This is a genomic window from Pseudomonas sp. ARP3 (assembly GCF_001029595.1).
Classification (GTDB): Bacteria; Pseudomonadota; Gammaproteobacteria; order Pseudomonadales; family Pseudomonadaceae; genus Aquipseudomonas; species Aquipseudomonas rhodesiae.
Genome location: NZ_LEKF01000002.1, coordinates 173,875 through 198,310, shown reverse-complemented (window position 1 = coordinate 198,310; position 24,436 = coordinate 173,875). Strand labels below are relative to the sequence as shown.

19 protein-coding genes and 1 riboswitch are annotated in these 24,436 nt (G+C 61.7%); of the genes, 12 read left to right on the top strand and 7 right to left on the bottom strand.

Going from position 1 to position 24,436, the window contains the following annotated elements; all coding sequences use genetic code 11:
* The first annotated feature begins 119 nt into the window (after window positions 1–119).
* Genes ABX75_RS02745 through ABX75_RS02725 form a run of 5 tightly spaced genes read left to right on the top strand, consistent with a single transcriptional unit; the run spans window position 120 to window position 6,272 of the window.
* Window positions 120–1,877 (top strand): carbamoyltransferase, encoded by a 1,758-nt coding sequence (locus ABX75_RS02745; RefSeq protein ID WP_034111484.1) that lies wholly within the window; start codon window positions 120–122, stop codon window positions 1,875–1,877.
* Entirely contained in the window at window positions 1,878–2,777 is a 900-nt protein-coding gene (locus ABX75_RS02740) for an antimicrobial resistance protein Mig-14 (RefSeq protein ID WP_047881422.1), read from the top strand. It abuts the gene before it with no gap.
* Window positions 2,774–4,186 (top strand): PIG-L deacetylase family protein, encoded by a 1,413-nt coding sequence (locus ABX75_RS02735; RefSeq protein ID WP_047881421.1) that lies wholly within the window; start codon window positions 2,774–2,776, stop codon window positions 4,184–4,186. The genes ABX75_RS02740 and ABX75_RS02735 overlap by 4 nt, the downstream gene beginning before the upstream one ends.
* A 59-nt stretch (window positions 4,187–4,245) precedes the next feature.
* The gene (locus ABX75_RS02730) at window positions 4,246–5,394 is read left to right on the top strand and encodes a glycosyltransferase family 4 protein (RefSeq protein WP_034095565.1); all 1,149 of its coding nucleotides are present in this window, start codon (window positions 4,246–4,248) and stop codon (window positions 5,392–5,394) included.
* Complete coding sequence (locus ABX75_RS02725) at window positions 5,391–6,272, top strand: glycosyltransferase (RefSeq protein ID WP_034095566.1); 882 nt, start codon at window positions 5,391–5,393, stop codon at window positions 6,270–6,272. The genes ABX75_RS02730 and ABX75_RS02725 overlap by 4 nt, the downstream gene beginning before the upstream one ends.
* A gap of 43 nt (window positions 6,273–6,315) precedes the next feature.
* Here ABX75_RS02725 and ABX75_RS02720 read toward each other — a convergent pair whose 3' ends face one another.
* The gene (locus ABX75_RS02720; RefSeq protein ID WP_047881420.1) at window positions 6,316–8,172 is read right to left on the bottom strand and encodes a bifunctional O-antigen ligase/aminoglycoside phosphotransferase family protein; all 1,857 of its coding nucleotides are present in this window, start codon (window positions 8,170–8,172) and stop codon (window positions 6,316–6,318) included.
* A 157-nt stretch (window positions 8,173–8,329) separates the two neighbouring features.
* Here ABX75_RS02720 and msbA point away from each other — a divergent pair, with 157 nt between their 5' ends.
* The 3 genes from msbA to ABX75_RS02705 all read left to right on the top strand — a co-directional run bounded on the left by msbA (window position 8,330) and on the right by ABX75_RS02705 (window position 12,624).
* Complete coding sequence (msbA, locus tag ABX75_RS02715; protein ID WP_034095568.1) at window positions 8,330–10,135, top strand: lipid A export permease/ATP-binding protein MsbA; 1,806 nt, start codon at window positions 8,330–8,332, stop codon at window positions 10,133–10,135.
* A 136-nt stretch (window positions 10,136–10,271) separates the two neighbouring features.
* Window positions 10,272–11,696, top strand: a complete 1,425-nt coding sequence (gene hldE, locus ABX75_RS02710) for a bifunctional D-glycero-beta-D-manno-heptose-7-phosphate kinase/D-glycero-beta-D-manno-heptose 1-phosphate adenylyltransferase HldE (protein WP_034095569.1) — start codon at window positions 10,272–10,274, stop codon at window positions 11,694–11,696.
* Window positions 11,689–12,624 carry an NAD-dependent epimerase/dehydratase family protein gene (locus ABX75_RS02705; protein ID WP_047881419.1) on the top strand — a complete coding sequence of 312 codons (936 nt, stop codon included), beginning with the start codon at window positions 11,689–11,691 and terminating at the stop codon, window positions 12,622–12,624. Before hldE ends, ABX75_RS02705 begins: the two co-directional genes overlap by 8 nt.
* Window positions 12,625–12,653: 29 nt before the next feature.
* Here ABX75_RS02705 and ABX75_RS02700 read toward each other — a convergent pair whose 3' ends face one another.
* The 4 genes from ABX75_RS02700 to ABX75_RS02685 all read right to left on the bottom strand — a co-directional run bounded on the left by ABX75_RS02700 (window position 12,654) and on the right by ABX75_RS02685 (window position 16,060).
* Window positions 12,654–13,622, bottom strand: coding sequence for a hypothetical protein (locus tag ABX75_RS02700; protein WP_034111491.1), 969 nt, complete (start codon window positions 13,620–13,622; stop codon window positions 12,654–12,656).
* A 41-nt stretch (window positions 13,623–13,663) separates the two neighbouring features.
* Window positions 13,664–14,476: an aldo/keto reductase gene (locus tag ABX75_RS02695; RefSeq protein ID WP_034111492.1), complete on the bottom strand. Its 813-nt coding sequence runs from the start codon at window positions 14,474–14,476 to the stop codon at window positions 13,664–13,666.
* Window positions 14,473–15,642 (bottom strand): FAD-binding oxidoreductase, encoded by a 1,170-nt coding sequence (locus ABX75_RS02690; protein ID WP_047881418.1) that lies wholly within the window; start codon window positions 15,640–15,642, stop codon window positions 14,473–14,475. The genes ABX75_RS02695 and ABX75_RS02690 overlap by 4 nt, the downstream gene beginning before the upstream one ends.
* Before the next feature lie 82 nt (window positions 15,643–15,724).
* The gene (locus ABX75_RS02685) at window positions 15,725–16,060 is read right to left on the bottom strand and encodes a multidrug efflux SMR transporter (RefSeq protein ID WP_034095574.1); all 336 of its coding nucleotides are present in this window, start codon (window positions 16,058–16,060) and stop codon (window positions 15,725–15,727) included.
* Between the two features lie 101 nt (window positions 16,061–16,161).
* Here ABX75_RS02685 and ABX75_RS02680 point away from each other — a divergent pair, with 101 nt between their 5' ends.
* Together ABX75_RS02680 and waaA are read left to right on the top strand one after the other, a co-directional pair.
* Window positions 16,162–17,052, top strand: a complete 891-nt coding sequence (locus ABX75_RS02680) for a LysR family transcriptional regulator (protein ID WP_047881417.1) — start codon at window positions 16,162–16,164, stop codon at window positions 17,050–17,052.
* 23 nt (window positions 17,053–17,075) lie between these two features.
* The gene (waaA, locus tag ABX75_RS02675) at window positions 17,076–18,353 is read left to right on the top strand and encodes a lipid IV(A) 3-deoxy-D-manno-octulosonic acid transferase (RefSeq protein ID WP_034111496.1); all 1,278 of its coding nucleotides are present in this window, start codon (window positions 17,076–17,078) and stop codon (window positions 18,351–18,353) included.
* Between the two features lie 106 nt (window positions 18,354–18,459).
* Here waaA and ABX75_RS02670 read toward each other — a convergent pair whose 3' ends face one another.
* The gene (locus tag ABX75_RS02670; protein WP_034095577.1) at window positions 18,460–19,899 is read right to left on the bottom strand and encodes a TolC family outer membrane protein; all 1,440 of its coding nucleotides are present in this window, start codon (window positions 19,897–19,899) and stop codon (window positions 18,460–18,462) included.
* A gap of 194 nt (window positions 19,900–20,093) precedes the next feature.
* Window positions 20,094–20,199: riboswitch (TPP riboswitch) on the top strand.
* Between the two features lie 149 nt (window positions 20,200–20,348).
* Between ABX75_RS02670 and thiC the strand changes: the two genes are divergently transcribed.
* Together thiC and cytX are read left to right on the top strand one after the other, a co-directional pair.
* Window positions 20,349–22,238: a phosphomethylpyrimidine synthase ThiC gene (gene thiC, locus ABX75_RS02665; RefSeq protein WP_034095578.1), complete on the top strand. Its 1,890-nt coding sequence runs from the start codon at window positions 20,349–20,351 to the stop codon at window positions 22,236–22,238.
* 125 nt (window positions 22,239–22,363) lie between these two features.
* Window positions 22,364–23,653 (top strand): putative hydroxymethylpyrimidine transporter CytX, encoded by a 1,290-nt coding sequence (gene cytX / locus ABX75_RS02660; RefSeq protein ID WP_047881416.1) that lies wholly within the window; start codon window positions 22,364–22,366, stop codon window positions 23,651–23,653.
* On the opposite strand, the gene ABX75_RS02655 is transcribed toward cytX, so the two are convergent.
* Complete coding sequence (locus ABX75_RS02655; protein ID WP_034095580.1) at window positions 23,622–24,368, bottom strand: RsiV family protein; 747 nt, start codon at window positions 24,366–24,368, stop codon at window positions 23,622–23,624. The two genes, cytX and ABX75_RS02655, sit on opposite strands and share 32 nt — an antisense overlap.
* Window positions 24,369–24,436: the final 68 nt, after the last annotated feature.

Genomic DNA, 24,436 nt, shown 5'->3' with positions numbered 1-24,436 from the left:
CAGCTTCCCACTGCTTTTACGCTATAATCCCGCCCTTTAGCTGTTTCCCGCCCGCGCGGGAGGCACACTTTTTTCAGGCGCGACCCGCCTGCATGCAGACTAAAAGAGGCTAGACCCCTGTGGCATTGACGATTCTTGGCCTGTCCGGCGCCCTTAGCCATGATCCTTCCGCAGCCCTGTATATCGACGGCAAGCTGATCGCGGCCGCCGAAGAAGAGCGCTTCGTACGCGACAAACATGCAAAGAACCGCATGCCCTACGAATCGGCGAAGTTCTGCCTGGAACAGGCCGGCATCAAGCCTTCCGACGTTGACGTAGTGGCGATTCCGTTCGCCCCGATCAGCCTGTTCGGCGAGGCGCGCTGGCACTACGCCAAGCGTTACTGGTACGCCCCGGACCGCGCCCTCGACGCGATCCTGATGGGCAACCGCCGCTACAAGCGCTACCGCAACAAGATCGTGTGGTGCCTGGAGCAACTGGGCTTCGATGCGAAGAAGATCAAGATCGAGCCGGTCGAGCACCACCTGGCTCACGCCTCCAGTGCCTACCACTGCTCGGGCTTTCAGGAAAAAACCGCGATTCTTGGCATCGACGGCAAGGGTGAGTACGCCACCACGTTCTTCGGCTACGGCGAGAACGGCAAGATCCACAAAATCAAAGAATTCTACGACCCGGATTCCCTAGGCGGCCTGTACGGCGCGATCACCGAGTTTCTCGGTTTCGAGATGCTCGACGGCGAATTCAAGGTCATGGGCATGGCGCCTTATGGCGATGCCAGCAAATATGATTTCTCGCGTTTGGCTTCCTTTGAAAACGGCGAGCTGGTGATCAACACCGACTACGCCAACGTCATCGGCCTGCGCCGCTACAAAGAGAAGGGCAAGGGCTTCTACTTCTCGCCGAAACTGATCGAGTGGCTGGGGCCCAAGCGCGAAGGCGACATCGCCGACGAGCCGTACATCCACTACGCCGCCAGCATGCAGGCGCTGTTCGAGAAGCTGGCCCTGCAGATGATCGACCATTACCTGGGCGACATCCTCAAGGATACCGGCAAGCTGGCCTTCGCCGGCGGCTGCGCGCTGAACGTCAAACTGAACCAGAAAATCATCGCCCGTGATGACGTGAAAGAGCTGTTCGTGCAGCCTGCGTCCGGCGATGCCGGCACCGCCGTCGGTGCGGCCGCCTATGTATCCCACGCTCGTGGTGTGCCGGTGGAGAAGATGGAACACGTCTACCTCGGCCCGTCCTACAGCAACGAAGATGTGATTGCCGCGTGCGCCAAGCACGAGAGCAAGCCGAACTGGCGCAAGATCGAAAACATGCCCCAGCGCATCGCCAAGATCATGGTCGACGGCAACCCGGTGGCCTGGTTCCAGGGCCGCATGGAGTTTGGCCCGCGTGCGCTGGGCGGTCGTTCGATCATCGGTTGCCCGAGCGCCACCGGCGTGGCCGACCGCATCAACCACCAGATCAAATTCCGCGAGCGTTGGAGGCCTTTCTGCCCGTCGATGCTCGACACCGTGGCCCCGCAAATGATCAAGGTCGATCACCCGGCGCCGTTCATGACCTTCACCTTCGAAGTGGCTGAAGAGTGGAAGACCCGCGTGCCGGAAGTGGTCCATGAAGATGGCACCTCCCGCGCCCAGGTGCTCAAGCGCGAATATAACCCGCGCTATTACGACATGATGAAAGAGCTGGAAGTACTGACCGGCAACGGCGTGTCCCTGAACACCTCGCTCAACCGCCGTGGCGAAGCGATGATCTGCTCGCCGACCGACGCGCTGAACATGTTCTTCGGCTCCGACCTGCAATACCTGATCATGGAAGACATCCTCGTGGTCAAGGACGGTGTGGATCCTTATGACGCTGTGGTCTAAATGCTGAATCGCCTCCAGGCATGGCGTGAACGTGGCGGCTGGCAGCCTGTAGAGGCCGAGGTTTACGCTCAAGCCTGGCAGCGCTTCGGTGGCAGCGTCGCGACCCATCCGCAGGTCGTGGAGCGCTTGGCCGACCTGGCGCGAATTCCGGTGCGTTACCTGGGCTGGCAGCAGGGCGGCGAACTCAAGGGCGCGATAGCCACTTGGGGACGCGACCTCGCCCTGTCCAAAGACGTGCTCAAGCGCAGCGGCAAGAAAGGCCTGTTCGATCTGGGCAATGCCGAGATCATTCTGCCGATTGCCGTTGATGCGCAGCTGGCGGTGCGCCATCGCGGGCGCTATCTGTCGGCCCTGAATCAAGGGCGTGTCAGTACGCTCAAGCCTCAGGTTGAGCAATTGGCCATGGCACGCACCCCTGAAGACTTGTCGAAAAAGTTTCGCTATAACCAGCGCCGCGAATTGCGACTGCTGGAGGAGGCGGGCGGTGTGGTGCGTGCGGTCAGCGAGTTTTCCAGCACCGAGTTGGCGGCGATTTATTGCGATCTGTTCCAGCGTCGTTGGGGTTTCCCGGCGACCGGGGCGGAGCGTTTGGCTGACGTGCTGGCGCTGCTCGAAGAGTTTCTGATCGGGTCGGTGCTGTTTCTCAACGATGCGCCGATCGCCGTGCAGTTGGTGTATCGCGTCGAGTCGCCCGAGTGGATCAGCGTCGAGTACGTCAATGGTGGGGTTGACCCCGAAACCCGCGCGTTCAGCCCTGGGAGCGTATTGAGCTTCCTCAACACCCAAAGCGCCTGGGAACAGGCTCGTGCAGTGGATAAGCCGCTGCGTTTTTCGTTCGGCCGCGCCGACCGTGAGTACAAAGAGCGCTGGTGCAACCCGGTGCCGGTGTTCAGCCTATGAGCCGCAAACAGCAACTGCTCAAACGTCATCGGCGCAATAAGCGCATGGTGCTGTTGATTGGCGCGCTGGCGTTGATCGTGTGCGGCGTGCTGGTGGCTTGGTGGCTGCCGCTGATCCTGGCGGTGCTGCTGTGGGTGGCGCATGAAGCCTGGTTTGCCGACCATCTTTTCTATTCGCCCAAGGACGACTACCAATACCGCTTCGCCCCCGACAGCCAGCAGTTGGCGTTAAGCCTGGAGGGCGGACGCCTGGTGCTTCAGGAGACCGTGGAACTGGTCGGTGACGAAACGCTGATCGTCCAGGTACAACTCAAAAGCAACTGGCTGGGCCGCTTTCTGGACCCTGCGGTTGAGCTGTCGGCAAGCGAGCAGCCTGATCGTCAAGCGTTCGAACGCGGTGTGGCTGGCACACGCTACCTCAATCTCACGGGCTCGGCGCAGGCGTTGCTCGGCGGTGAGTTGCGCTTGCGTGGCTGCCATTGTCGGGTGATCGGTCGGCCGGTGCTGTGGGTGTTCCGCCAGCCGGACGCTGCAGGCCAGCGGGTGATGGTGATCGCGCCCCATGCCGACGACGCGGAACTGGCGGCGTTTGGTTTGTATGGCCAGGCGCATGAAAGCTGGATCGTGACCTTGACGGCGGGGGAGATCGAGGCCGAGCACTATCAGCAAATGGGCTTGCCCAAGGCCGAAGCGGCGCAGCTCAAAGGGCGTTTGCGCGCTTGGGACAGTATCGCGGTGCCACGTTGGGCCGGGGTGCCAGAAGCGCAGTGCGTTCAATTGGGGTACTTCTGCCTGCAATTGCCAGCCATGCGCGCTACGCCGGACCAGCCCCAGCCGTCCCGCGAAGCGCAGTTGGACGATACTCGTGTGTTCCGCCAGTTCAACAGCTTGGCACTGCCCAGCGATGTGGATGGCGCTCCGACCTGGAACAACCTGATTGCTGACCTGCGGGAGTTGCTGCTTAAAGCTCGCCCCGAGGTCATCGTCATGCCGACCCCAGTGCTTGACCCGCACCCGGACCACATCTGCGCACATGAAGCCGTCGTGCAAGCCTTGCACGGGCTGGCATGGCAACCGAGCACATTGCTTGGCTATGCCAACCACTTGCATGATAACGACCGCTGGCCCATGGGCGACGCCGGCGCCGGCGTAGCGTTGCCGCCACAGTTCGACCATGCCCAGGTACTCAAGCCCTACTGCCGGTTACTGAGCCTGAGCCAGCAGCGGGACAAGGCCATGGCATTGGGCATGATGCATGACCTACAGCCGCGCGCACCGTTCAAGCGCCGGGTGCGTCGCCTGTTGCAGCAATGGCTGGCAGGGCGCGGTCCATCGCCTTACGGTGAGAACGAATTTTTCCGTAAGGCCGTACGTCGGCACGAGCTGCTTTGGGTCCTCAAGCAGGACTGAAATTGACCTTTTTCGTCGGACTGCTCACGTGCAGCAGGCCGATTGCCTCATGGAGTGATATGAAACCTCGTTTCAAGGTTTTGCAATTGCAGCCGGACTACAACGTCAAGATCCATGACTTCGCCGATCTCGGTGAGCAGATCGTCAAGTCGTTGCCGGTTGAGCGTTTCGAGGTCACCTCGGCCTTTCTCAGTGGGCGGCCGCAACCGGGCCAGCCGCTGAGCGTGGCTGATCACTCCAAGTATTTCGAGTTTCCGGACAAGGCCCTCAAGGGCATACGTCTGGGCGCGATGTGGCAAATCTACAAATATTGCCGAGAGCAGAAGTTCGACGTGGTCATCTGTAACCGCTTCAAGTCGGTGAACATGATGCTGTCGCTCAACCGATGGTTGAAAATTCCGCTGTGCATCGGCATCTCCCACGGGTTTGGCGAGTATGAACGGGCGTATCGCCGGCGCCAGACGCGTCGGCTGGTGAGTCCGGCCTGGCGTTTTGTCGGGGTGTCGGCGGCGGTCAGGGATTATCTGGTAGGGCTTAATTGCGGCTTTACTCACCAGAACACCACCTTCGTCACCAATGCGATCGACATCCCCCAGGCCGAAGCCTTGCAGCTGCCTCGCGTGCAGGCGCGTGAGGCCCTCGGGCTACCCCAGGATGCGCGCATCATCGGCGCGCTGGGGCGCCTGGTGCCGATCAAAGGGCATACGCATCTGCTGCAGGCTTTCGCTCGTCTCAAGGACAAATACCCTAACGCCCAGGTCGGCATCATCGGCTCTGGCCGTGCCGAGGGCGACCTGCGCGCAGATATCGAGCGCCTCGGCCTCACAGGGCGGGCGCACTTGCTGGGTTTTCGCGAGGATGGTCTGCAATACGTGCGTGCGTTCGATATCTGGACCATGCCTTCATTGATGGAGGGGCTTGGTCTTGCCTTGTTGGAAGGCATGAGCGGGCGCTTGCCGGTCATTGCGTCCAATGGCCCGGCCATGCTGCCGTTGGTGCAAGGGGCGGGCGGTTTGTCCCATGAGCCTGGCAATGTCGAGCAACTGACGGCCGCCCTGGACACTTACCTGGCAATGAGCGACGAACAACTGCGTGCCAAGGGCGAACAGGTATTCCGTTACTTGGAACAAAACCACGCCCTGGCCGAATTCCAACAGAAATACCTGAACCTGATCGACACCGGCTTAAAGGAAGTAGGAAGAGCATGACTCAGCAGCAACCCCTGGTCTCGGTGATTATCGCGTCCTACAACCATGGCCGTTATATCGAAGAGAGCATCCTCAGCGTGCTCGGCCAGACATACCCCAATATCGAGCTGTTGGTGGTGGATGACGGTTCCAAGGACGACAGCGTTGAGCGCATCCGTCGCCTGCAGGCCGAGCACGGTTTTGATTTCCAGGTGCAGCAGAACCAGGGGCTGACCGCCACCCTCAATGGCGCCATCGCGCGTGCCAAGGGCAGCCTGATTGCCCCGTTCGGCTCCGACGACATCATGCTGCCGGAGCGCATCTCGATTCAGGTCGCGTACATGCAGGACAAGCCGAAAGTGGGGATCTGCGCCGGCAACATCGAGCTGATCGATGGCGACGGTAATCTGCATCCGGAGAAAAAACAGCGTCGCGATGTGCCGTTTCGCAGCCTGGATTTCGACGACATGTTCATGGATCGCAAACCGTTCCCGCCGGCGCCGACCATGCTGATCCGCCGCGAAGCGCTGGAGGAAGTCGGTGGCTTCGACCCGCTGATCCCGTTGGAGGACTTGCTGATCCAACTGAAGATCACCGCTGCGGGCTACACCATTGATGCCCTTGATGTGGTAATGGCGCGCTATCGGCAACACGCCAGCAACACCTACAAGAATCACCGCTACATGATCCAGAACATCCTCAAGACATACGCCAAGTTCAGTGAGCACCCTGCGTACGACGCGGTGCGTTACAACTTTCTGAACTCGATGTTCCTCAAGACGGCCAACCGTGATCGCGCGTTGGCGCGGGAGATTCTGAAGCAGATCCCGTTGAAGTTCTGGGGGCGCAAGACCTGGCGCGGTCTGGTTCGGTTGTACCTGACGCCGCTCAAAGGCTAAGCGTCGAAGAAGGCGACTATCGGCAACGATAGTCGCCTTTTTTTCAGGCGGCTGGACTCGCCAATTTCAATACATGGGCACGGATTGTTGCGGTGGCGGCCTGCCCCGCAACGGATGCGTAACCCTTGGCCAGTTGCTCAAAGTGTGTCTCGAACAGCCAGGCGCGGTCCTGCGGATAGCGTTGCATGTGCCGCAGGTTGCGTTGTCGCAAGGCGTTGCGCAGCGGCGAAGGGAATATGCGCAGGTCAGCAATGTCGATTAGGCCGAACTCCCCATCATCCATCAGCAACACGTTGCCCTGATGCAATGAACGGAAATACACGCCGCGTTCATGCAGTTGAGCCATGAACTGGCCGAAGCGTTCAATCAGGGATTCGCGCAGGCTGCTGTCCAGGCTTTGAAGCGCCTGGCGCAGAGTCAAACCGGACAGTGGTGAGTAAATGACGGCGCTGCTGCCATCGCTCAGACCATACACGCCAAGAATCTGCGGTGTGGGTATGCCCATGGCGCGCAATTGTTCCGCGTTGCTGGCAAAACGCTCGGAGTAGGGGTTGAAACTGCCCGAGGTGTACCAGCGGCGTGGGCGGAAAACCTTGAGGAAACGCCCATCAGCCAAGCGCAGGACTTTCGGGCCGAGGCCGTCTGCTTCGATGACGTGAGCATCGCTGCACAGTTGCTCGAAGGTTTCGGTTTTCAGGGATTGCACCGGCATGCTCAGTACGCTGCGCCGCCGCTGGGCAACGCTCAAGCCCGCGATGATTGCCAGTGGGATCCAGAGCAGGAACCAGTGCTCCTTGGGGCGGGACAGAATCCCCCCGCCTTCGGTCAGGCCGGCACCAATGCCGTACATCAACAGGGACGAAGCCAGAATAAACAGCGGTTGCGCCCGTTGCTTGAAGCCTTTGAAAAGGCCCCAGGCGAGCATGAAAATCCATGGGATAAAGCCGATGATGCCTACGTAATACAGCACGCCCAAGGCAAAACTGTGGGGTTCGCGCAGCTCGTTGCCATCGGCCAGAGTCAGGTATAGCTCTGAATCGTAGCTGTGGCCGATCCAAGGGTGATCGGCAATGCGTTGCAGGGACATGCTCCACAGCTCAAAGCGGAACGAGCTGCCACGGCTGGTGATCAGCTCCGGATAGATCAGCAACAGACCTGCAGCGCCCACCACCAAGCCCGCAATCAGCAGGGCCGAACGGCGATTGCGGCTGACAAAGGTTATCCACAGGATGGTCAGAGTCAGGGCCACCAGGGGCGTGCGCGAACCGGTTGCAAGGACCGCCGCGGTCATGATCGCCATGGCCGGTACGCTGAACCACAGGACGTGCAAGCGCTGGGTGGTTACGCAGACATACAACCAATAGACGCAGAAGAAACCGAATACATGGGAACTGAGCAGCGGGTTATCCAGGGCGCCGCGGCCGCCGATCATACGCATGCCCGGCTCGAAGCCCTTGATGAATGCCACCAGATTGAACAGGCACACCACCAGTGCGATCACCGCCGCACTGAAGAAAATCGGCTTGAACAGTTCATTGCGGTAATGCAGCAACAGCCCGCAGCCGGCGAACAGCATGAAGGTATGCAGGGGGCGTTTGAACAGGTCGGTGTCAGGGTGTTGCTCCGGGCTCCATAACAGGCTGGTCAACGCCCACGCACAAAACACCAGAAAGGCGATCACCAGCGGCTCGCGCAATAATTCCTTGATTTCCCTGGGGCGCAGGCACAGCAACAGCAAGGTCGGCGCGCTGAAAAGGCCGTAGTAGAACTTGTGCAGCACATTGCGATTGGTCACGAAGAACAGCGAACTCAAAAGCAGCAATAAGCCTATGGGCAGAATCCATAGGACCAGGAAGTCGAAAACGCGATTTGCGCCATAGCTGAGGCGTTTGGAGTGCATACAAAAAGCCATTCCAGAAAGAGAAAGCCGACCATCTTAAAGTAGTGGCTATATAATGTCGCCGGTTGAGGCCGGCTAAGCGTTGGGTCATGCCGGGTGCAAGTACAACAGAGAAGCTGTGCTAAAGTCAGCCTCCTTTTTTAAAACGCCGCGTGATATGACCGACTCCAGTCCGAGCGCAAGCCCTTCGAGCTTGAAAATATATTTCCGCCTGCTCAGCTATGTGAAGCCCTACGCGGGTTTGTTCGCGCTGAGTATCGTCGGATTTCTGATTTTCGCGTCGACTCAGCCGATGCTGGGTTACATCCTCAAATATTTTGTCGATGGCCTTTCCAACCCGGAAGCCGTGCTGTTCCCCAGCGTTCCGTTCCTGCGTGACCTGCAGTTGCTGCAGGCTGTGCCGCTGCTGATCATCCTGATCGCGGCCTGGCAGGGCCTGGGGTCTTTTCTGGGTAACTATCTGTTGGCCAAGGTCTCTCTGGGGCTGGTTCACGACTTGCGGGTGCAGCTGTTCAACAACCTGTTGACGCTGCCCAACCGCTACTTCGACAACCACAACTCCGGGCACCTGATCTCTCGCATCACCTTCAACGTGACCATGGTCACCGGTGCGGCGACAGACGCGATCAAGGTGGTGATCCGCGAAGGCATGACGGTGATCTTCCTGTTCGCCTCCCTGCTGTTCATGAACTGGCGCCTGACGTTGGTGATGATCGCCATCCTGCCGTTGATCGCGGTGATGGTCAGCACGGCCAGCAAAAAATTCCGCAAGCAGAGCAAGAAGATCCAAGTCGCCATGGGCGATGTGACCCATGTGGCTTCTGAGACTATCCAGGGTTACCGCGTCGTGCGCAGCTTCGGCGGCGAGGTCTACGAGGAGAAGCGTTTCCTCAAGGCCAGCCAGAGCAACACCGACAAGCAACTGCGCATGACCCGTACCGGGGCCATCTATACACCGGCGCTGCAACTAGTGATCTATACCGCCATGGCCGTGTTGATGTTCCTGGTGCTGTACCTGCGTGGCGATGCGTCGGCGGGCGATATGGTGGCTTACATCACCTTGGCCGGTCTGTTGCCCAAGCCGATCCGCCAACTGTCGGAAGTCAGCTCGACCATCCAGAAAGGCGTGGCCGGTGCCGAGAGCATTTTCGAACAGCTCGACGAAACACCGGAAGTCGACCGCGGTACTGTCGAGCGTGACAAGGTCAGCGGCCGCCTGGAAGTGCGTCAGCTGAACTTCACTTACCCAGGCACCGATCGCCATGTGCTCAAGGACATCAGCTTTACCGCGGAGCCTGGGCAGATGGTCGCCCTGGTGGGACGTTCCGGCAGCGGCAAATCGACGCTGGCCAGCCTGATTCCGCGTTTCTATCACCATGAAAGCGGTGAAATCCTGCTCGACGGCGTAGAGATCGAAGATTACAAGCTGCTCAACCTGCGCAAGCACATCGCCCAGGTGACTCAGCACGTAACCCTGTTCAGCGACACCGTCACCAACAACATCGCCTACGGCGATTTGGCCGGCGCGCCACGGGCCGATGTTGAAGCGGCGGCGGCGGATGCCTATGCCAAGGACTTCATCGATCAGTTGCCCAAAGGCTTCGATACCCAGGTGGGTGAAAACGGTGTGCTGCTGTCCGGCGGCCAGCGCCAGCGTCTGGCAATTGCCCGTGCCTTGTTGAAGAACGCGCCATTGCTGATTCTGGATGAGGCCACATCGGCCCTCGACACCGAATCGGAGCGGCATATCCAGGGCGCGCTGGACAAAGTCATGCAGGGCCGCACCACCCTGGTGATCGCCCATCGTCTGTCCACCATCGAGAAGGCCGACTTGATTCTGGTGATGGACGACGGTCGGATCGTCGAGCGCGGCACCCATGCCGAGTTGCTGGCCCAGAACGGCTATTACGCCCGTCTGCATGCCATGGGCCTGGATGCCCCGGTCTCGGCGGATATCACTTAAGCCCGCCTGCGCTACGGCTGACGATGGCGGGGGAGTGCGCTCCCTCGCCATACCATCTTCTGTCACACCCCCCACAAGCCTGCTGTAACCCTGTGCTAATATCGCGCCCCTGTTCATTTTGTATGTGGGTTGCTCCATGAAGTTGTCCATGCCGCGATTCGATCAAGCCCCTGTCTTGGTGGTCGGCGATGTCATGCTCGACCGTTACTGGCATGGTGGTACCTCACGGATTTCCCCTGAGGCACCGGTACCGGTAGTCAAGGTCGAGCAAATCGAAGACCGTCCAGGTGGCGCTGCCAACGTTGCCCTTAATATTGCCGCCCTCGGCGCTCCGGCCTCGCTGGTTGGTGTGACCGGCGACGATGAAGCCGCCGACAGCCTGGCCAACAGCCTGCGCGGTGCCGGCGTGCGTGCGCTGTTCCAGCGCATCGCCCATCAGCCGACCATCGTCAAGCTGCGGGTCATGAGCCGTCACCAGCAGTTGCTGCGAATCGATTTCGAAGAGCCCTTCGCCACCGACGCCCTGGCCCTCAGCGGTCAGGTCGACGAACTGCTCGAAGGCATCAAGGTGCTGGTGCTGTCCGACTACGGCAAAGGCGCGTTGAAGAACCACCAAATGCTGATCCAGGCCGCCAAAGCCAAGGGCATCCCCGTATTGGCCGATCCCAAGGGCAAGGACTTCTCGATTTATCGAGGTGCCAGCCTGATCACGCCGAATCTCAGCGAGTTCGAAGCTATCGTCGGCGGTTGTGCCGATGAGCACGACTTGGTGAGCAAGGGCGCCACGCTGATGGCCGACCTTGATCTGGGCGCCTTGCTGGTCACCCGTGGCGAGCACGGCATGACCCTGCTGCGCCCGGGCCACCCGGCGATGCACCTGCCGGCTCGTGCCCGTGAAGTGTTCGATGTGACCGGCGCCGGCGACACAGTGATCTCCACCCTGGCCGCCTCCATCGCCGCTGGCGAAGAACTGCCCCACGCGGTGGCCCTGGCCAATCTGGCGGCGGGCATCGTGGTTGGCAAGTTGGGCACCGCGGCCATCAGTGCTCCGGAATTGCGTCGCGCGATCCAGCGTTCCGAAGGCTCGGAGCGCGGTGTGCTGAGCATCGAGCAATTGCTGCTGGCGATTGACGACGCCCGTGCCCACAACGAAAGCATTGTGTTCACCAACGGCTGCTTCGACATCCTCCACGCCGGTCATGTGACGTACCTGGAGCAGGCCCGCGCCCAAGGCGATCGTCTGATCGTCGCGGTCAATGACGATGCGTCGGTCAGCCGTCTGAAGGGCCCCGGCCGTCCGATCAATAGCGTCGACCGGCGCATGGCGGTCCTGGCCGGTTTGGGCGCAGTGGACTGGGTGATCAGCTTCCCTGAAGCGACCCCTGAAAATCTGTTGGCCCAGGTCAAACCCGATGTGCTGGTCAAGGGCGGTGACTACTCCGTCGACCAGGTGGTCGGCGCCGATATCGTCAGCGCCTACGGCGGTACGGTTAAAGTGCTGGGCCTGGTGGAGAACAGCTCGACCACGGCAATCGTCGAGAAGATCCGCAACAATGAATAGGGCTGAACCGTTGGTTTTGATCACCGGAGGCGCGGGCTTTATCGGCTCGCATCTGGTCGATGCACTGCTTGCTAAAGGCTATGCCGTGCGGGTGCTGGATAATCTGTCCACCGGCAAACGCAGCAACCTGCCCCTGGACAATCCGCGCGTGGAGCTGCTCGAAGGCGATGTGGCCGACGCCGAACTGGTTGGTCAGGCTGCCTTCGGCGCGACGGCGGTCGTGCACCTGGCCGCCGTGGCCTCGGTGCAGGCGTCGGTGGACGACCCGGTCAGCACGCACCAGAGCAATTTCGTCGGCACCTTGAATGTGTGCGAAGCCATGCGCAAGGCCGGGGTCAAACGCGTGGTGTTTGCGTCCAGCGCGGCGGTGTATGGCAACAATGGCGAAGGGGCCTCGATCGACGAAGAGACCACCAAGGCGCCGCTGACGCCCTACGCGTCCGACAAGTTGGCCGGCGAATACTACTTTGATTTCTACCGTCGCCAGCATGGTCTGGAGCCGGTGATGTTCCGTTTCTTCAATATCTTCGGGCCGCGTCAGGACCCGTCCTCGCCGTACTCCGGCGTAATCAGCATCTTCTGCGAACGTGCCCAGCAGGGTCTGCCCATCAGCGTGTTCGGCGATGGTGAGCAGACTCGCGATTTCATGTACGTGGAAGACCTGGTGGACGTATTGGTGCAGGCCATCGAAGCGCCGGATGCGCCGCTGGGTGCGATCAACGTGGGCTGGAACCGCACCACCACCCTCAAGCAGGTCTTGCAGGCATTGGAAGAAGCGGTGGGCTCGTTGCCCGCCGTGACTTACGGGCCAGCGCGTTCGGGAGATATCCGACATTCGCGGGCGAACAATCAGCGGCTGCTGGCCAGCTTCACCCTGCCTGAACCCACGCCGCTGAAGGTCGGTTTGCAGCGCCTGCTTAACGGCTGAATCCTGAGGCCAGTACGCTAATTGCTTGATTAGCGGCTGGCCTTTTTCCTCGGCACAATCTTGCCCAGCATCTGCCGCGCCCTGCCAGTCAGGCGTTTGAGTTTCGACTCTTTCTCCGGCTGCGCCAGCCCTTGCTGGCGCAGCCAATCCTTCCAGCGAATCCGCTCTTCTCGCACCACCCAGCCGTCCTGCTGGGCGAAGCTCTCCGCCAGGAACAAGCCCCGTGTGCTGGCGGGGTGCAGTTGGTCTTTCTTGACTGTGTACAACTCGGCCAGTGGTTGACCGTCCTTCAGTGGCATCAGGTACAAGTCCGGGCGTTGACGGTCCAGGCGCGCCACCAGCTGGTCGCCTTCCAGGCGTTCATCCACATGGAACAGGCTCAGGGACTTTGCCTCCTTGGGCACTTCAAGGCGCAGGTCGTAAATCAATTGCAGCGAAGCGGTGGGCAGGTGCACATAAGCCCGTGGGCGTTCGATCAACTGGGTGGTGGCGCAGCGGACCGGGCGCGCGGCGCCGGACAGCGGGCTGAGGCGAAACGGCAGCGCCTCGCGGTAATGCAGGGCGGCGGAGTAGGGCGCCGGCAGCCAGGTATCGTTGAAGCGCCCGCCGAGCCAGCCTTCGGGGGTTTCCAGTAGGCACTCTTCGGCGATTTCCTGGATGGCGGTGTGCAGCGGCAGGTTCAATTCGTGAGCCGGTACGTAGCCGGAAATCAGCTTGAGCACCACGTCGCCCCGGTCCTGGCGGCGCTGGCGCACCAGCACCCAATAATCGCGGTTCTGCCAGTGCAAGGTCAGACGCACCGAGACCCCAAGGTTGGCCAGCTCCACCGCGAAGCGCTCGGCGTCCGGCACATCCACCGGTTTGCGCCGTTGCAGGGTCTGGGCGAAGTTGAGCGGCATGCCGACGCTCTGGTAACTCAGGCCTTCGGGGGTGGCTTCAACGTGCAGCGGCAGTGTCTTGAAGTTGCTGGGGTTTTTTCTTATGAGCGTGCGCGGCATGTCGGCTCCTTCTTGCGACGGGGTCGGCCGCGTGGGCGGCATCAGCGTTGACGAATGACCTGGGCAGCGGTCGCCACGTTATGGGCCAGGTGCAGCGGGTTAATGGTCCCGACAATAGCACTGGCGACGCCCGTTTGCGCAAACAACAACGTGAAACTGGCGCGTATTGGATCCATTCCGGGTTCCAGGCAGACATGGCCGCTGGCCAAGGCTTTTTTGACCAGGATGCCTTTGCCGTGGGCCGCTGCATAATCAATGACGGCTTTCTCGGCCTGTTCGTTCAGATTGTAGGTGACCATCGCGCAGTCGCCTTGCTCCAGGGCCTTCAGGCCACCTTCGACGGTTTTGCCGGAGAAACCGAAACCGCGAATCTTGCCCTCTTGCTTGAGCTGCGCCAGGGTCTGGTACACCTCGCAGTCGTTGAGGATGTGCAAGTCGTTGCCGTCGGAATGCACCAGCACCAGGTCGATAAAATCCGTTTCAAGTCGTTTCAAGCTGCGTTCTATCGACAGGCGCGTATGCGCTGCACTGAAATCGTGACGGGAGACACCCGCTTCGAACTCTTCACCCACCTTGCTGACGATCACCCAGTCCTGGCGCTGACCACGCAACAGCGGCCCCAGGCGTTCTTCACTCATGCCATAGGCCGGCGCGGTGTCGATCAGGTTGATCCCCAGCTCGCGAGCCTGGCGCAACAGCATGCGCGCCTCGTCATCCCCTGGAATCTGAAAGCCGTTGGGGTATTTCACCCCTTGATCGCGCCCCAGTTTTACGGTGCCCAGGCCCAGCGGCGAAACAAGCAGGCCGGTGTTGCCCAGCGGGCGATGCAGGTCGTGCAGGGTCGGCAGGCTCATGGCAACAGGGTCTCCCAGACGGGTACGCCGAGGGGGGGTTTGGGCAATTCCGGCAGCGGTTGCGTGGGGCCTGGCTGGATGCCGTCGCGTTCCAGGCTGTGCAGCACGCGGTCGGCGAAATCCGGCGCCAGGGCCAATTTGGTCGGCCAGCCCACCAGCAGGCGGCCCTGTTCGGCGAGGAAGGCATTGTCGGGACGGCTCAGGCCCGACTGCAGCGGTTCGGCACGGTCGACTCGCAGTGTGGCCCAGCGGGTCTGGTGCATGTCGATCCAGGGCAGTAAATGCGCCAGCTCTTTCTGTGCGGTGGCGATTTGTGCTTCCGGCGTGCGCGCCACGCCGTCGGCCTCGGCGATGTCGCCGCCCATGTACCACACCCATTCGCCATTGGCGGCCGGGTGCGTGGTGATGGTCAGGCGCGGCTTCGTGCCGCCGCCCAGGCAATGGGCATACAGCGGCTTCAGGCCGGGGCCCTTGGCGAGGATCATATGCAGTGGCCGCGTCTGCATGGCCGGCTGGCTCAAGCCCAGGGCGCTGAGCAAGTCGGCAGTGCCGGCGCCCGCGCTCAATACGATGCGTTGGGCGCGAATCTCGCGGCCGTCCACCTTCAGGCCCACCAAGGTGCCGCCGTCCTGCAGCGGTTCGATGTGCTGCCCGGCGAGCAGGCTGTCACCGCCCAGTTGTGCCAGGCGCTCGATCACGCTCGGCACGTCCACCACCAGTTCGGCCAGGCGATAGACCTTGCCTTTGAAGCGCTTGTCTTGCAGAGCTGGCGGCAAATCGTCGCCTTTGACCTGATCCACACGGCCACGCACAGCCTTGCTGGCGAAGAAGCTGGTGAGATTGCCGGCGAGGGTGCCGGGGGACCACAGGTAGTGCGCCTGGGACAGTACGCGCACCCCGGACAGGTCCAGCTCGCCGCTGCCGGCCAGGGCCTCGCGCCAGCGGCGCGGCATGTCGGCGATGGCTTCGGAGGCGCCGGTGAGGGCGCCGTGCAGGGCGTATTTGGCGCCGCCGTGAATGATCCCCTGGGACTTCACACTTTGTCCGCCGCCGAGGGTGGCGCTTTCCACCAGCACCGTGGAAAACCCCTGGCGGCGCAGGCGCGCGTTGAGCCAGAGGCCGGCAACCCCGGCGCCGACAATCAGAACGTCGGTGGAAATAGGCATGCGCGCGGGACCTCTGCGTTGGAAATGGGCGCGTAGTATAGCGCGCTGCGCTGCCTCATCAGTGCGACACGTTGGCCGCGATTCAATGCCCAGCCGTTTTCGAGAACAGCTGAATCACCACCACCCCCAGCACAATCAGGCCCATGCCCAGCATCGCCGGCAGGTCGAGCTTCTGCCCGTAGATAAACAGCGCCGCCACGCTGACCATCACGATCCCCATCCCGGCCCACACGGCATAGGCCACGCCCACCGGCACCGTGCGCACCACCAGGGTCAGCATCCAGAACGCCACGCCGTAGCCGACGATCACCAACAGCAGTGGGATCGGCGTGCTCCAGCCCTTAATGGCTTTCATGGATACCGTGGCGATCACTTCCGAGCAGATGGCGATGGCCAGGTAGCAGTAGGCGGCATTCATAGGTCAATCCTCGGCGTAGGGCGGGTCAATAGGCCGGCATTTTAGCGGCTGCTTAGATGGGGTAAAGTCATTACCTATCAGTGTGAGAGATAGGTTGCTCCATGAGCATTCAATGGAATCTGGAACAAATGCGCTTATTTGTGAACGTTGCCGAGCAGCGTTCTTTTTCGGCGGTGGCGCGGGGGCAGCGCAAGGCGCAGTCGGCGGTCAGCAGTGGGGTTGCAATGCTGGAGGCTGACCTGGGCGTGAGCTTGTTCGAGCGCAGCAGCGGCCGCCAGCCGCGGCTGACCGAAGCCGGCGCGGTGTTGCTCGAAGAGGCCCGGGAAGTGTTGCGCCAGTGCGAACGCCTTAACGGTCGTGCCTTGTCATTGATGCGCGGCGAAGAAGCCTGCCTGCGCCTGGCTCAGGACGAGGCCATGCTGTACCAGCCAGTGCTCGACAGCTTGGACGCCTTGGCCGGGCAATTTCCCAATCTGGAAGTGCAGCTTTCCAGTGCAGCCCAGGGCGATGTCGCACGCAAATTGGTGGAGCGCAAGGCTGACCTGGGCATGCTGTTCTATCACGATCAAATCCCCGAAGCGCTGGAGCGCCGCGTGGTGGGCAGTGTGGAGATGGTCACGGTCTGCGGGCGCCACCACCCGCTGGCGGCGCAGAATCGCGTGGATTGTCAGGGCCTGGCGCAATACCGTCAGTTGCTGATGTCGACCCAGACCAGTGTCTACCCCGGCAGTGAAGCCGCTAGCCCCCAGGTCTGGCGGGCCGACAGCTTCTACGTGCTGGCCGAATGGCTGATCCGTGGCCTGGGTTGGGCCTGGCTGCCCCGGCATGTGGTGCAATACCCCGCGTATCAGAACCTGATGGTCGAACTCGACAGTGAATGGACCCCGCCGGCGCTGGTGGTGGAGCTGGTCTGGCGGCGCGATGAACCCCTGGGGCCCGCCGCGAGATTTCTCGCTGAACGTTTTGCCGAGTGCCTGCGGGCGATCGACTGAAAAAGCCGATAAACTCCGCCGCCATGAATAGAACTCTCTACACCTGCCTGTTTTACCTGGCGCTGCCCTTGGTGGCTTTACGTCTGTGGCTGCGCGCGCGCAAGGCGCCGGCCTATGCCCAGCGCGTGGGCGAGCGGTTTTCCTACGGTTTGCCGGCGATGCAGCCGGGCGGGATCTGGGTGCACGCCGTCTCGGTGGGCGAAAGCATCGCGGCCGCGCCCATGGTGCGCGGGTTGCTGGCGCGTTATCCAGACTTGCCGATCACGCTCACCTGCATGACGCCCACCGGCTCCGAGCGTATCCAGGCCCTGTTCGCCAATGAGCCGCGCATCCAGCACTGCTATTTGCCCTATGACGTGCCGTGCGCGGCCAAGCGTTTTCTGGATCGCGTGCAGCCGAAACTGGCGGTGATCATGGAAACCGAGCTGTGGCCCAACCATATTCACGCCTGCGCCCAACGCGGCATTCCGGTGGCGCTGGCCAATGCGCGGCTGTCGGCGCGTTCGGCCAAGGGCTATGGGCGCTTCGCCAAGTTGACCGCACCGATGTTGTCCGAGATGAGCCTGCTTGCCGTGCAGACGCAGGCCGAGGCTCAGCGTTTCCTGAACCTGGGCGCACGCCCCGAGACCGTGGAAGTGACGGGTTCGATCAAGTTCGACCTGACCATCGACCCGCAGTTGCCGGCCCGCGCCGCCGCGCTGCGTGCGCAATGGGGCGCCACTGAGCGGCCGGTGTGGATCGCCGCCAGCACCCACGCCGGCGAAGATGAAGTGGTACTTGCCGCCCATCGTCAACTGCTCGACAGCTACCCCAATGCGTTGTTGATCCTGGTGCCGCGCCATCAGGAACGCTTCGGGCCGATGTTCGATCTATGCCAGCAGCAAGGCTTCGCCACGGTTCGGCGCTCCAGCGGCGAGCCCGTCACGGCGCAGACATCGGTGCTGCTGGGCGACACCATGGGGGAGTTGCTGTTTCTGTACGCCCTGGCCGACAGCGCTTTCGTCGGCGGTAGCCTGGTGGCGACCGGAGGGCACAACCCATTGGAGCCGGCAGCGTTGGCGCTGCCGGTGATCATGGGGCCGCATGTGTTCAACTTCCTCGAAATCACCGCGATGATGCGCGAAGCCGGTGCGTTGCGCGAAGTGGATGACGCCGAAGGGTTGGCCGAAGCCGTGCGGCAGTTGTTCGAGCTACCCCAGGATGCCCGCAAGATGGCGCAGGCGGGGCTCAAGGTGATGCAGGCCAACCAGGGCGCGCTTGAGCGCTTGCTCAATGGTCTGGGCCGATTGATCGCGATTTAAAGGGCGAAAGGGGATTGCCCTTGATGACGATCTGTCAGGTCAAATAGTGTTGGCTGTCTTGCGCTATCGGGGGCAAAGCCCCCTCACACATGATTTTGCAGCGTGATTAATTATTCGGGCGGGCCTTGAGCTGTTCGGCGGCGGCCTTGGCCAGGTCCGGCGGCAGGAAGTCGCGGTCCGGGTTGTAGTCAGCCTTGAGGTAGCGCGCCAGGTCCTGCAGATCCCCAGGGTTCAAGGTGCCCGCGGCCTGCTTCAAACGCAGGTTGTCGAGGATGTAGTCGTAGCGGCTGTTGTTGTAGTTGCGTACCGAGGCATAGAGCTGGCGCTGGGCGTCGAGCACGTCGACGATATTGCGCGTACCCACCTGATAGCCGATTTCCGTGGCTTCCACCGCGCTCTGGTTGGAGATGATCGACTGGCGGCGCGCCTGTACCTGTTCCACATCGGTGTTCACCGCGCGGTGCAGGTTGCGCGTGTTTTCCACCACCTGGCGGCGCAAGCCTTCGCGTTGCTGCTCGGTCTGGCCCAGGCGCGAGTACGACTCGCGTACCTGCGAGCTGGTCAGGCCGCCGCTGTAGATCGGGATGTTCAGGCGCAGGCCGATGGTGCGTTGTTCAACGTCGCCGCGATAGGGCGTGCCGAAGGCATTCGGGTTGCTGAACCCCAGCGCATCGTTATCGCCTTTTTCGTATTGCGCCACTGCGTCCAAGGTTGGCGCGTGACCGGCCTTGCGCTGCTTGAGGACCTCCTCGGCGGCGGTGACGGCATAGTTGCTGGCCAGCAGGTTGAGGTTCTGGCGCCCAGCGGTTTCGACCCACGCCTTGGCGTCGTTCGGCAGCGGCGGCAACACCGGCAGCGTGTGGACAATGCCCTGGATCGAGTTGTACTGACGGTTGGTCAGGGTGATCAGTGCTTCAAACGCATCTTCTACCTGACGCTGCGCCAGAATCCGGTTGGCCCGCGCGGTGTCGTAGCTGGCTTGGGATTGCAGCACGTCGGTCTTGTCCGACAGGCCCACGTCGAAGCGCTCGTTGGACTGATCCAGTTGGCGTTTGAAGGCGTTCTCTTCGGCCTTGGTCGAGGCCAGGTTGTCCTGGGCGCGCAGCACGGCGAAGTAATTCTCGGCGCTCTGCAGAATCAGGTTCTGTTCGGTGGCCGACAGTTGCAGCGCTGCCTGTTCATTGGTGGCTTCAGCCGCCTGCAACTGGAACCAACGGTCGGCGCGGAACAGCGGCTGGCTGAGGGTCGCGCGCCAGGAGTGGGCATCGCGGTTGGCGGTGGCGGCCGGTGTGTCGATCTGGGTGCGTACATTGTTGATGTCGGCGCCGCCGGAGAGGTTCGGCAGCAAGCCGGCGCGGGCCTGAGGCACCACTTCTTTTTGCGCGCCGTATTGGGCACGGGCGGCGGCCAGGTCGGCGTTGTTATCCACTGCTTCCTGATAGACGCTGACCAAGTCGGTTCTGGCGGACAAGGGCGCTTCAGCTGCCCAGACCATTCCGTTGGTCGCACAAGACACGGCAATAGCCAGTGAGAGTTTGCGCAGCATGAGGCGATCCCTGAATAAATATTACGGTGATAATTCGACGGCCAAGGCTACGGCGACTGTTTCAGAGCGTCAAGCCTTGGGCAGTAGCCGAGTGTAGTGGCGCCGACCCGACGCAACAATCCTGCAATCATGCCATTCATCACGCTGAAAGCAGCACCATTGGCAATTTGCCCATTCCATGGTCTAGACTGGCCGCGTTCTTGTCGGGGTGCCTTGTTGGAAGGCTGAGATCGGTAAATACCGGATCCCGTTGAACCTGATCAGGTTAGCGCCTGCGTAGGGAACAAGATTTCTCGTCACCCGGCGAGTCCTCTTGTGCTTCGTCCGGGATGTTGTTCGTTTACCGAGCAGCCCTCGTGCGCCAAGCACAGCACTGGTTCCAGTGCGTCCGTCCGTCACAGGTTCGCTCCGACAAACATCCACCGCCTGGATAAGTTGGAGAGCCCGTGATGACTACAAAACTAAAAAATACCGTGCATTTGAGTGAATCGGCCAAGGTCGACTCTGGCTCCGTGCAGCCGTTTACCCGCTCGCAAAAAATCTACGTGCAGGGCACTCGCCCGGATATCCGCGTCCCCATGCGCGAAATCAGCCTGGACGTGACCCCCACCGATTTCGGCGGTGAAATCAACGCCCCTGTCACCGTGTACGACACCTCGGGCCCCTACACCGACCCCAATGTGATCATCGATGTGCGCAAAGGCTTGGCCGATGTGCGTTCGCCGTGGATCGAATCCCGTGGCGACACCGAACGCCTGGCCGGCCTGACCTCGCATTTCGGCCAGCAGCGCCTGAGCGATGCCGAGCTGACCGCCCTGCGTTTTGCCCATGTGAAGAACCCGCGCCGCGCCAAGGCCGGTGCCAACGTCACCCAGATGCACTACGCGCGCAAAGGCATCATCACCGCCGAGATGGAATACGTCGCCATCCGCGAGAACATGAAGCTCGAAGAAGCCCGGGCCAGTGGCTTGCTCGACCAGCAGCACGCCGGCCACAGCTTCGGCGCCAGCGTGCCGAAGATCATCACCCCGGAATTCGTGCGCGAAGAAATCGCCCGTGGCCGCGCAATCATCCCGGCCAACATCAACCACACCGAACTGGAACCGATGATCATCGGCCGTAACTTCCTGGTGAAGATCAACGGCAATATCGGCAACAGCGCCCTGGGTTCGTCCATCGAAGAAGAAGTGGCGAAACTCACCTGGGGCATCCGCTGGGGCTCGGACACGGTGATGGACTTGTCCACCGGCAAACACATCCATGAAACCCGCGAGTGGATCATCCGCAACTCGCCGGTGCCGATCGGTACCGTGCCGATCTACCAGGCCCTGGAAAAAGTCGGCGGCGCCGCCGAAGACCTGACCTGGGAGCTGTTCCGCGACACCCTGATCGAACAGGCCGAGCAGGGTGTCGACTACTTCACCATCCACGCCGGCGTGCTGCTGCGCTACGTTCCGCTGACCGCCAAGCGCGTCACTGGCATTGTGTCCCGTGGCGGTTCGATCATGGCCAAGTGGTGCCTGGCGCACCATAAAGAGAACTTCACCTACACGCATTTCGACGAAATCTGCGAAATTATGAAGGCCTATGACGTCAGCTTCTCCCTGGGCGACGGCCTGCGCCCCGGTTCGATTGCCGACGCCAACGACGCCGCGCAGTTCGGCGAGTTGGAAACCCTCGGCGAACTGACCAAGACCGCCTGGAAGCACGACGTGCAAACCATGATCGAAGGCCCCGGCCACGTGCCGATGCAGTTGATCAAGGAGAACATGGACAAGCAGCTCGAATGCTGCGACGAAGCGCCGTTCTACACCCTCGGCCCGCTGACCACCGACATTGCGCCTGGCTACGACCACATCACCTCCGGCATCGGTGCGGCGATGATCGGCTGGTTCGGTTGCGCCATGCTCTGCTACGTGACGCCCAAGGAGCACCTGGGCCTGCCGAACAAGGATGACGTAAAGACCGGCATCATCACCTACAAGATCGCCGCCCACGCGGCCGACCTGGCCAAGGGGCACCCGGGCGCGCAGATCCGCGATAACGCCTTGAGCAAGGCGCGCTTCGAGTTCCGCTGGGAAGACCAGTTCAACCTCGGCCTGGACCCGGACACCGCGCGCTCCTACCACGACGAAACCCTGCCCAAGGACTCGGCCAAAGTCGCGCATTTCTGCTCGATGTGCGGGCCGAAGTTCTGCTCGATGAAAATCACCCAGGAAGTGCGTGAGTACGCGGCCAACCAGCGCATTGACGCGGTGGATGTGGACGTGGCCAAGGGTCTGGCGGAGCAGGCGGAGCGGTTCAAGCAGGAAGGCAGTCAGTTGTACAAGAAGGTCTGATCCAGAGACGGCGGTGCCTGTACCGCCGTTATCGGGGGCAAGCCCCCTCCCGCACCTGAATGTGGGAGGGGGCTTGCCCCGATTGCAATCTCCCCAAACAAAAAAGTCCCCAAGAGATACCCACCTTGAGCATTCAACCGAGTACCTATTCTCCTGACCTCGCAGTGCCTGCTGACAAAAGAGTCTTCGGCGCCCGCGACCTGTTTTCCCTGTGGTTCTCCCTCGGCATCGGCCTGATGGTCCTGCAGACCGGCGCATTGCTCGCGCCGGGCCTGGGCTTGTCGGGTGCCTTGCTGGCGATTTTCCTCGGCACTCTGGTCGGCGTGCTGTTGCTGGCCGCTGCCGGTGTGATCGGTAGCGACACCGGCTTGTCCGCCATGGCTGCGCTCAAGCTCAGCCTTGGGGCCAAGGGCGCCAGCCTGCCGGCGCTGCTCAACCTGTTGCAGTTGATCGGCTGGGGCTCGTTCGAAATCATCGTGATGCGTGATGCCGCCAGCCTGTTGGGCACGCGGGCGTTCAGCGAGGGCAGCCTGTTGGCCAGCCCGCTATTGTGGACGCTGTTTTTCGGTGGTTTGGCAACCTTGCTGGCGGTCAGCGGGCCGCTGACGTTCGTGCGCCAGATCCTGCGTAAATGGGGCATCTGGTTGCTGTTGGCGGCCTGTCTGTGGCTGACCTGGAACCTGTTCGCCAAGGCCGACCTCGGCGCACTCTGGGCTCAGGCCGGTGACGGTTCGATGCCCTTTGCGGTGGGGTTTGATATCGCCATCGCCATGCCGCTGTCCTGGCTGCCGCTGATCGCCGATTACTCGCGCTTCGGCAAACGCGCCAAAAGCGTATTCGGCGGTACCGCGCTGGGCTTTTTTATCGGTAATTTCTGGCTGATGAGCCTGGGCGTGGCCTACACCCTGGCGTTCGCGCCGAGCGGTGAAGTGAATGCGCTGCTGCTGGCATTGGCTGGGGCTGGACTGGGGATTCCGCTGCTATTGATCCTGTTGGATGAATCGGAAAACGCCTTTGCCGATATCCACTCGGCGGCGGTGTCCAGCGGGATGTTGCTGCGTTTGAAAGTCGAGCACCTGGCATTGGCCATCGGCGTGATTTGTACCCTGATCGCTTGCCTGGCGCCGCTGGCGCAGTACCAGAATTTCCTGCTGTTGATCGGTTCGGTGTTCGCGCCGCTGTTCGGTGTGGTGCTGGTGGACCATTTTGTCCTGCGCCGTCGCGGCCAGGGCGTACCGACTGCTCTGCGCTGGCCGGCGCTGTTGGCCTGGTTGGGTGGGGTTGCTACCTATCACCTGCTGGCCAACGTCTACCCGGATATCGGCGCGACCCTGCCGGCGCTCGTGCTGGCAGGGTTGCTGCAGTTCATGCTTGGGCGAGCCTTCAGCGGCGCGCGGGCACCAGTTCGGGCTTGAGGATGCCTTCCAGGCGCGAGTAGGGGATCTGCAACTCGACGTGGCCCAGGGCGTACGGCGCGATGGTCGAGGTCGGGTACTTGAGGATCACGCCGCCGTAGGTCAGCGCCACGTTCGGGGTTTTCTGGAAGGGGTAGGTCTTCACGAACTCTTGCTCCAGGCTCAGGCGGGTGCTGATCAGCCAGCTATTGTGGGCGACCTGGGCGGCTTTCCAGAATGCGTCTTCCTTGCCCGGCAGCAGCATGTCGGTCAGGGACAGGGCTTTTTGCTGCTGACGCGAATAGTTGATGAACGCGCGGCCCGGCTCGCCATGGGTGGCGCCTTGGTCCAGATAGCTGGACAGTTCGATGATCACCAAGCCGTCATGCTGCTCGCGTACCTTGGCTTGCAAATACATGCTGTTGCGCGGCGCGGCGGTTTTCAGGAACTGCTCGCGGTACGTTTCCAGGCTTGTGGGCAAAGGCTCGTTCGGGGTGGTGCGGGTCATGTCCAGCAGGCGCTGCTCGATCAAGGCGTCGAGCTTGGGCTCTTTGGCAAAGTGCACGGTGTCGATGTTCACCAGTGGGCAGTCGGCGCTGGCGCAGCCCGGCTTGCTCTGCTCGGTGGCGTCGCGAGTGGCTTCCAGCGGGGTGCGATAGCTCGGTTGGAACAGGCTTTGGCAGGCACCGAGGGTCAATGCGATGCAGGCCACGGAGGCAATCTTTAAGAGCGACATGGATGTCCTTCGTCTAACGATAAGAGCGAAATTTGTGGTGCTTCGACTGCCAGCGAGGCAGTCAGTTC

Excerpts from the sequence above, each read along its gene's own strand:
- waaA (WP_034111496.1), top strand. The coding sequence starts at position 17,076 with ATGAATAGAACTCTCTACACCTGCCTGTTTTACCTGGCGCTGCCCTTG.
- ABX75_RS02705 (WP_047881419.1), top strand. The coding sequence starts at position 11,689 with ATGAATAGGGCTGAACCGTTGGTTTTGATCACCGGAGGCGCGGGCTTT.
- ABX75_RS02700 (WP_034111491.1), bottom strand. The coding sequence starts at position 13,622 with ATGCCGCGCACGCTCATAAGAAAAAACCCCAGCAACTTCAAGACACTG.
- msbA (WP_034095568.1), top strand. The coding sequence starts at position 8,330 with ATGACCGACTCCAGTCCGAGCGCAAGCCCTTCGAGCTTGAAAATATAT.
- hldE (WP_034095569.1), top strand. The coding sequence starts at position 10,272 with ATGAAGTTGTCCATGCCGCGATTCGATCAAGCCCCTGTCTTGGTGGTC.
- ABX75_RS02695 (WP_034111492.1), bottom strand. The coding sequence starts at position 14,476 with ATGAGCCTGCCGACCCTGCACGACCTGCATCGCCCGCTGGGCAACACC.
- thiC (WP_034095578.1), top strand. The coding sequence starts at position 20,349 with ATGACTACAAAACTAAAAAATACCGTGCATTTGAGTGAATCGGCCAAG.
- ABX75_RS02740 (WP_047881422.1), top strand. The coding sequence starts at position 1,878 with ATGCTGAATCGCCTCCAGGCATGGCGTGAACGTGGCGGCTGGCAGCCT.
- ABX75_RS02735 (WP_047881421.1), top strand. The coding sequence starts at position 2,774 with ATGAGCCGCAAACAGCAACTGCTCAAACGTCATCGGCGCAATAAGCGC.
- ABX75_RS02690 (WP_047881418.1), bottom strand. The coding sequence starts at position 15,642 with ATGCCTATTTCCACCGACGTTCTGATTGTCGGCGCCGGGGTTGCCGGC.
- ABX75_RS02730 (WP_034095565.1), top strand. The coding sequence starts at position 4,246 with ATGAAACCTCGTTTCAAGGTTTTGCAATTGCAGCCGGACTACAACGTC.
- ABX75_RS02725 (WP_034095566.1), top strand. The coding sequence starts at position 5,391 with ATGACTCAGCAGCAACCCCTGGTCTCGGTGATTATCGCGTCCTACAAC.
- ABX75_RS02720 (WP_047881420.1), bottom strand. The coding sequence starts at position 8,172 with ATGCACTCCAAACGCCTCAGCTATGGCGCAAATCGCGTTTTCGACTTC.
- ABX75_RS02670 (WP_034095577.1), bottom strand. The coding sequence starts at position 19,899 with ATGCTGCGCAAACTCTCACTGGCTATTGCCGTGTCTTGTGCGACCAAC.
- ABX75_RS02655 (WP_034095580.1), bottom strand. The coding sequence starts at position 24,368 with ATGTCGCTCTTAAAGATTGCCTCCGTGGCCTGCATCGCATTGACCCTC.
- ABX75_RS02680 (WP_047881417.1), top strand. The coding sequence starts at position 16,162 with ATGAGCATTCAATGGAATCTGGAACAAATGCGCTTATTTGTGAACGTT.
- ABX75_RS02685 (WP_034095574.1), bottom strand. The coding sequence starts at position 16,060 with ATGAATGCCGCCTACTGCTACCTGGCCATCGCCATCTGCTCGGAAGTG.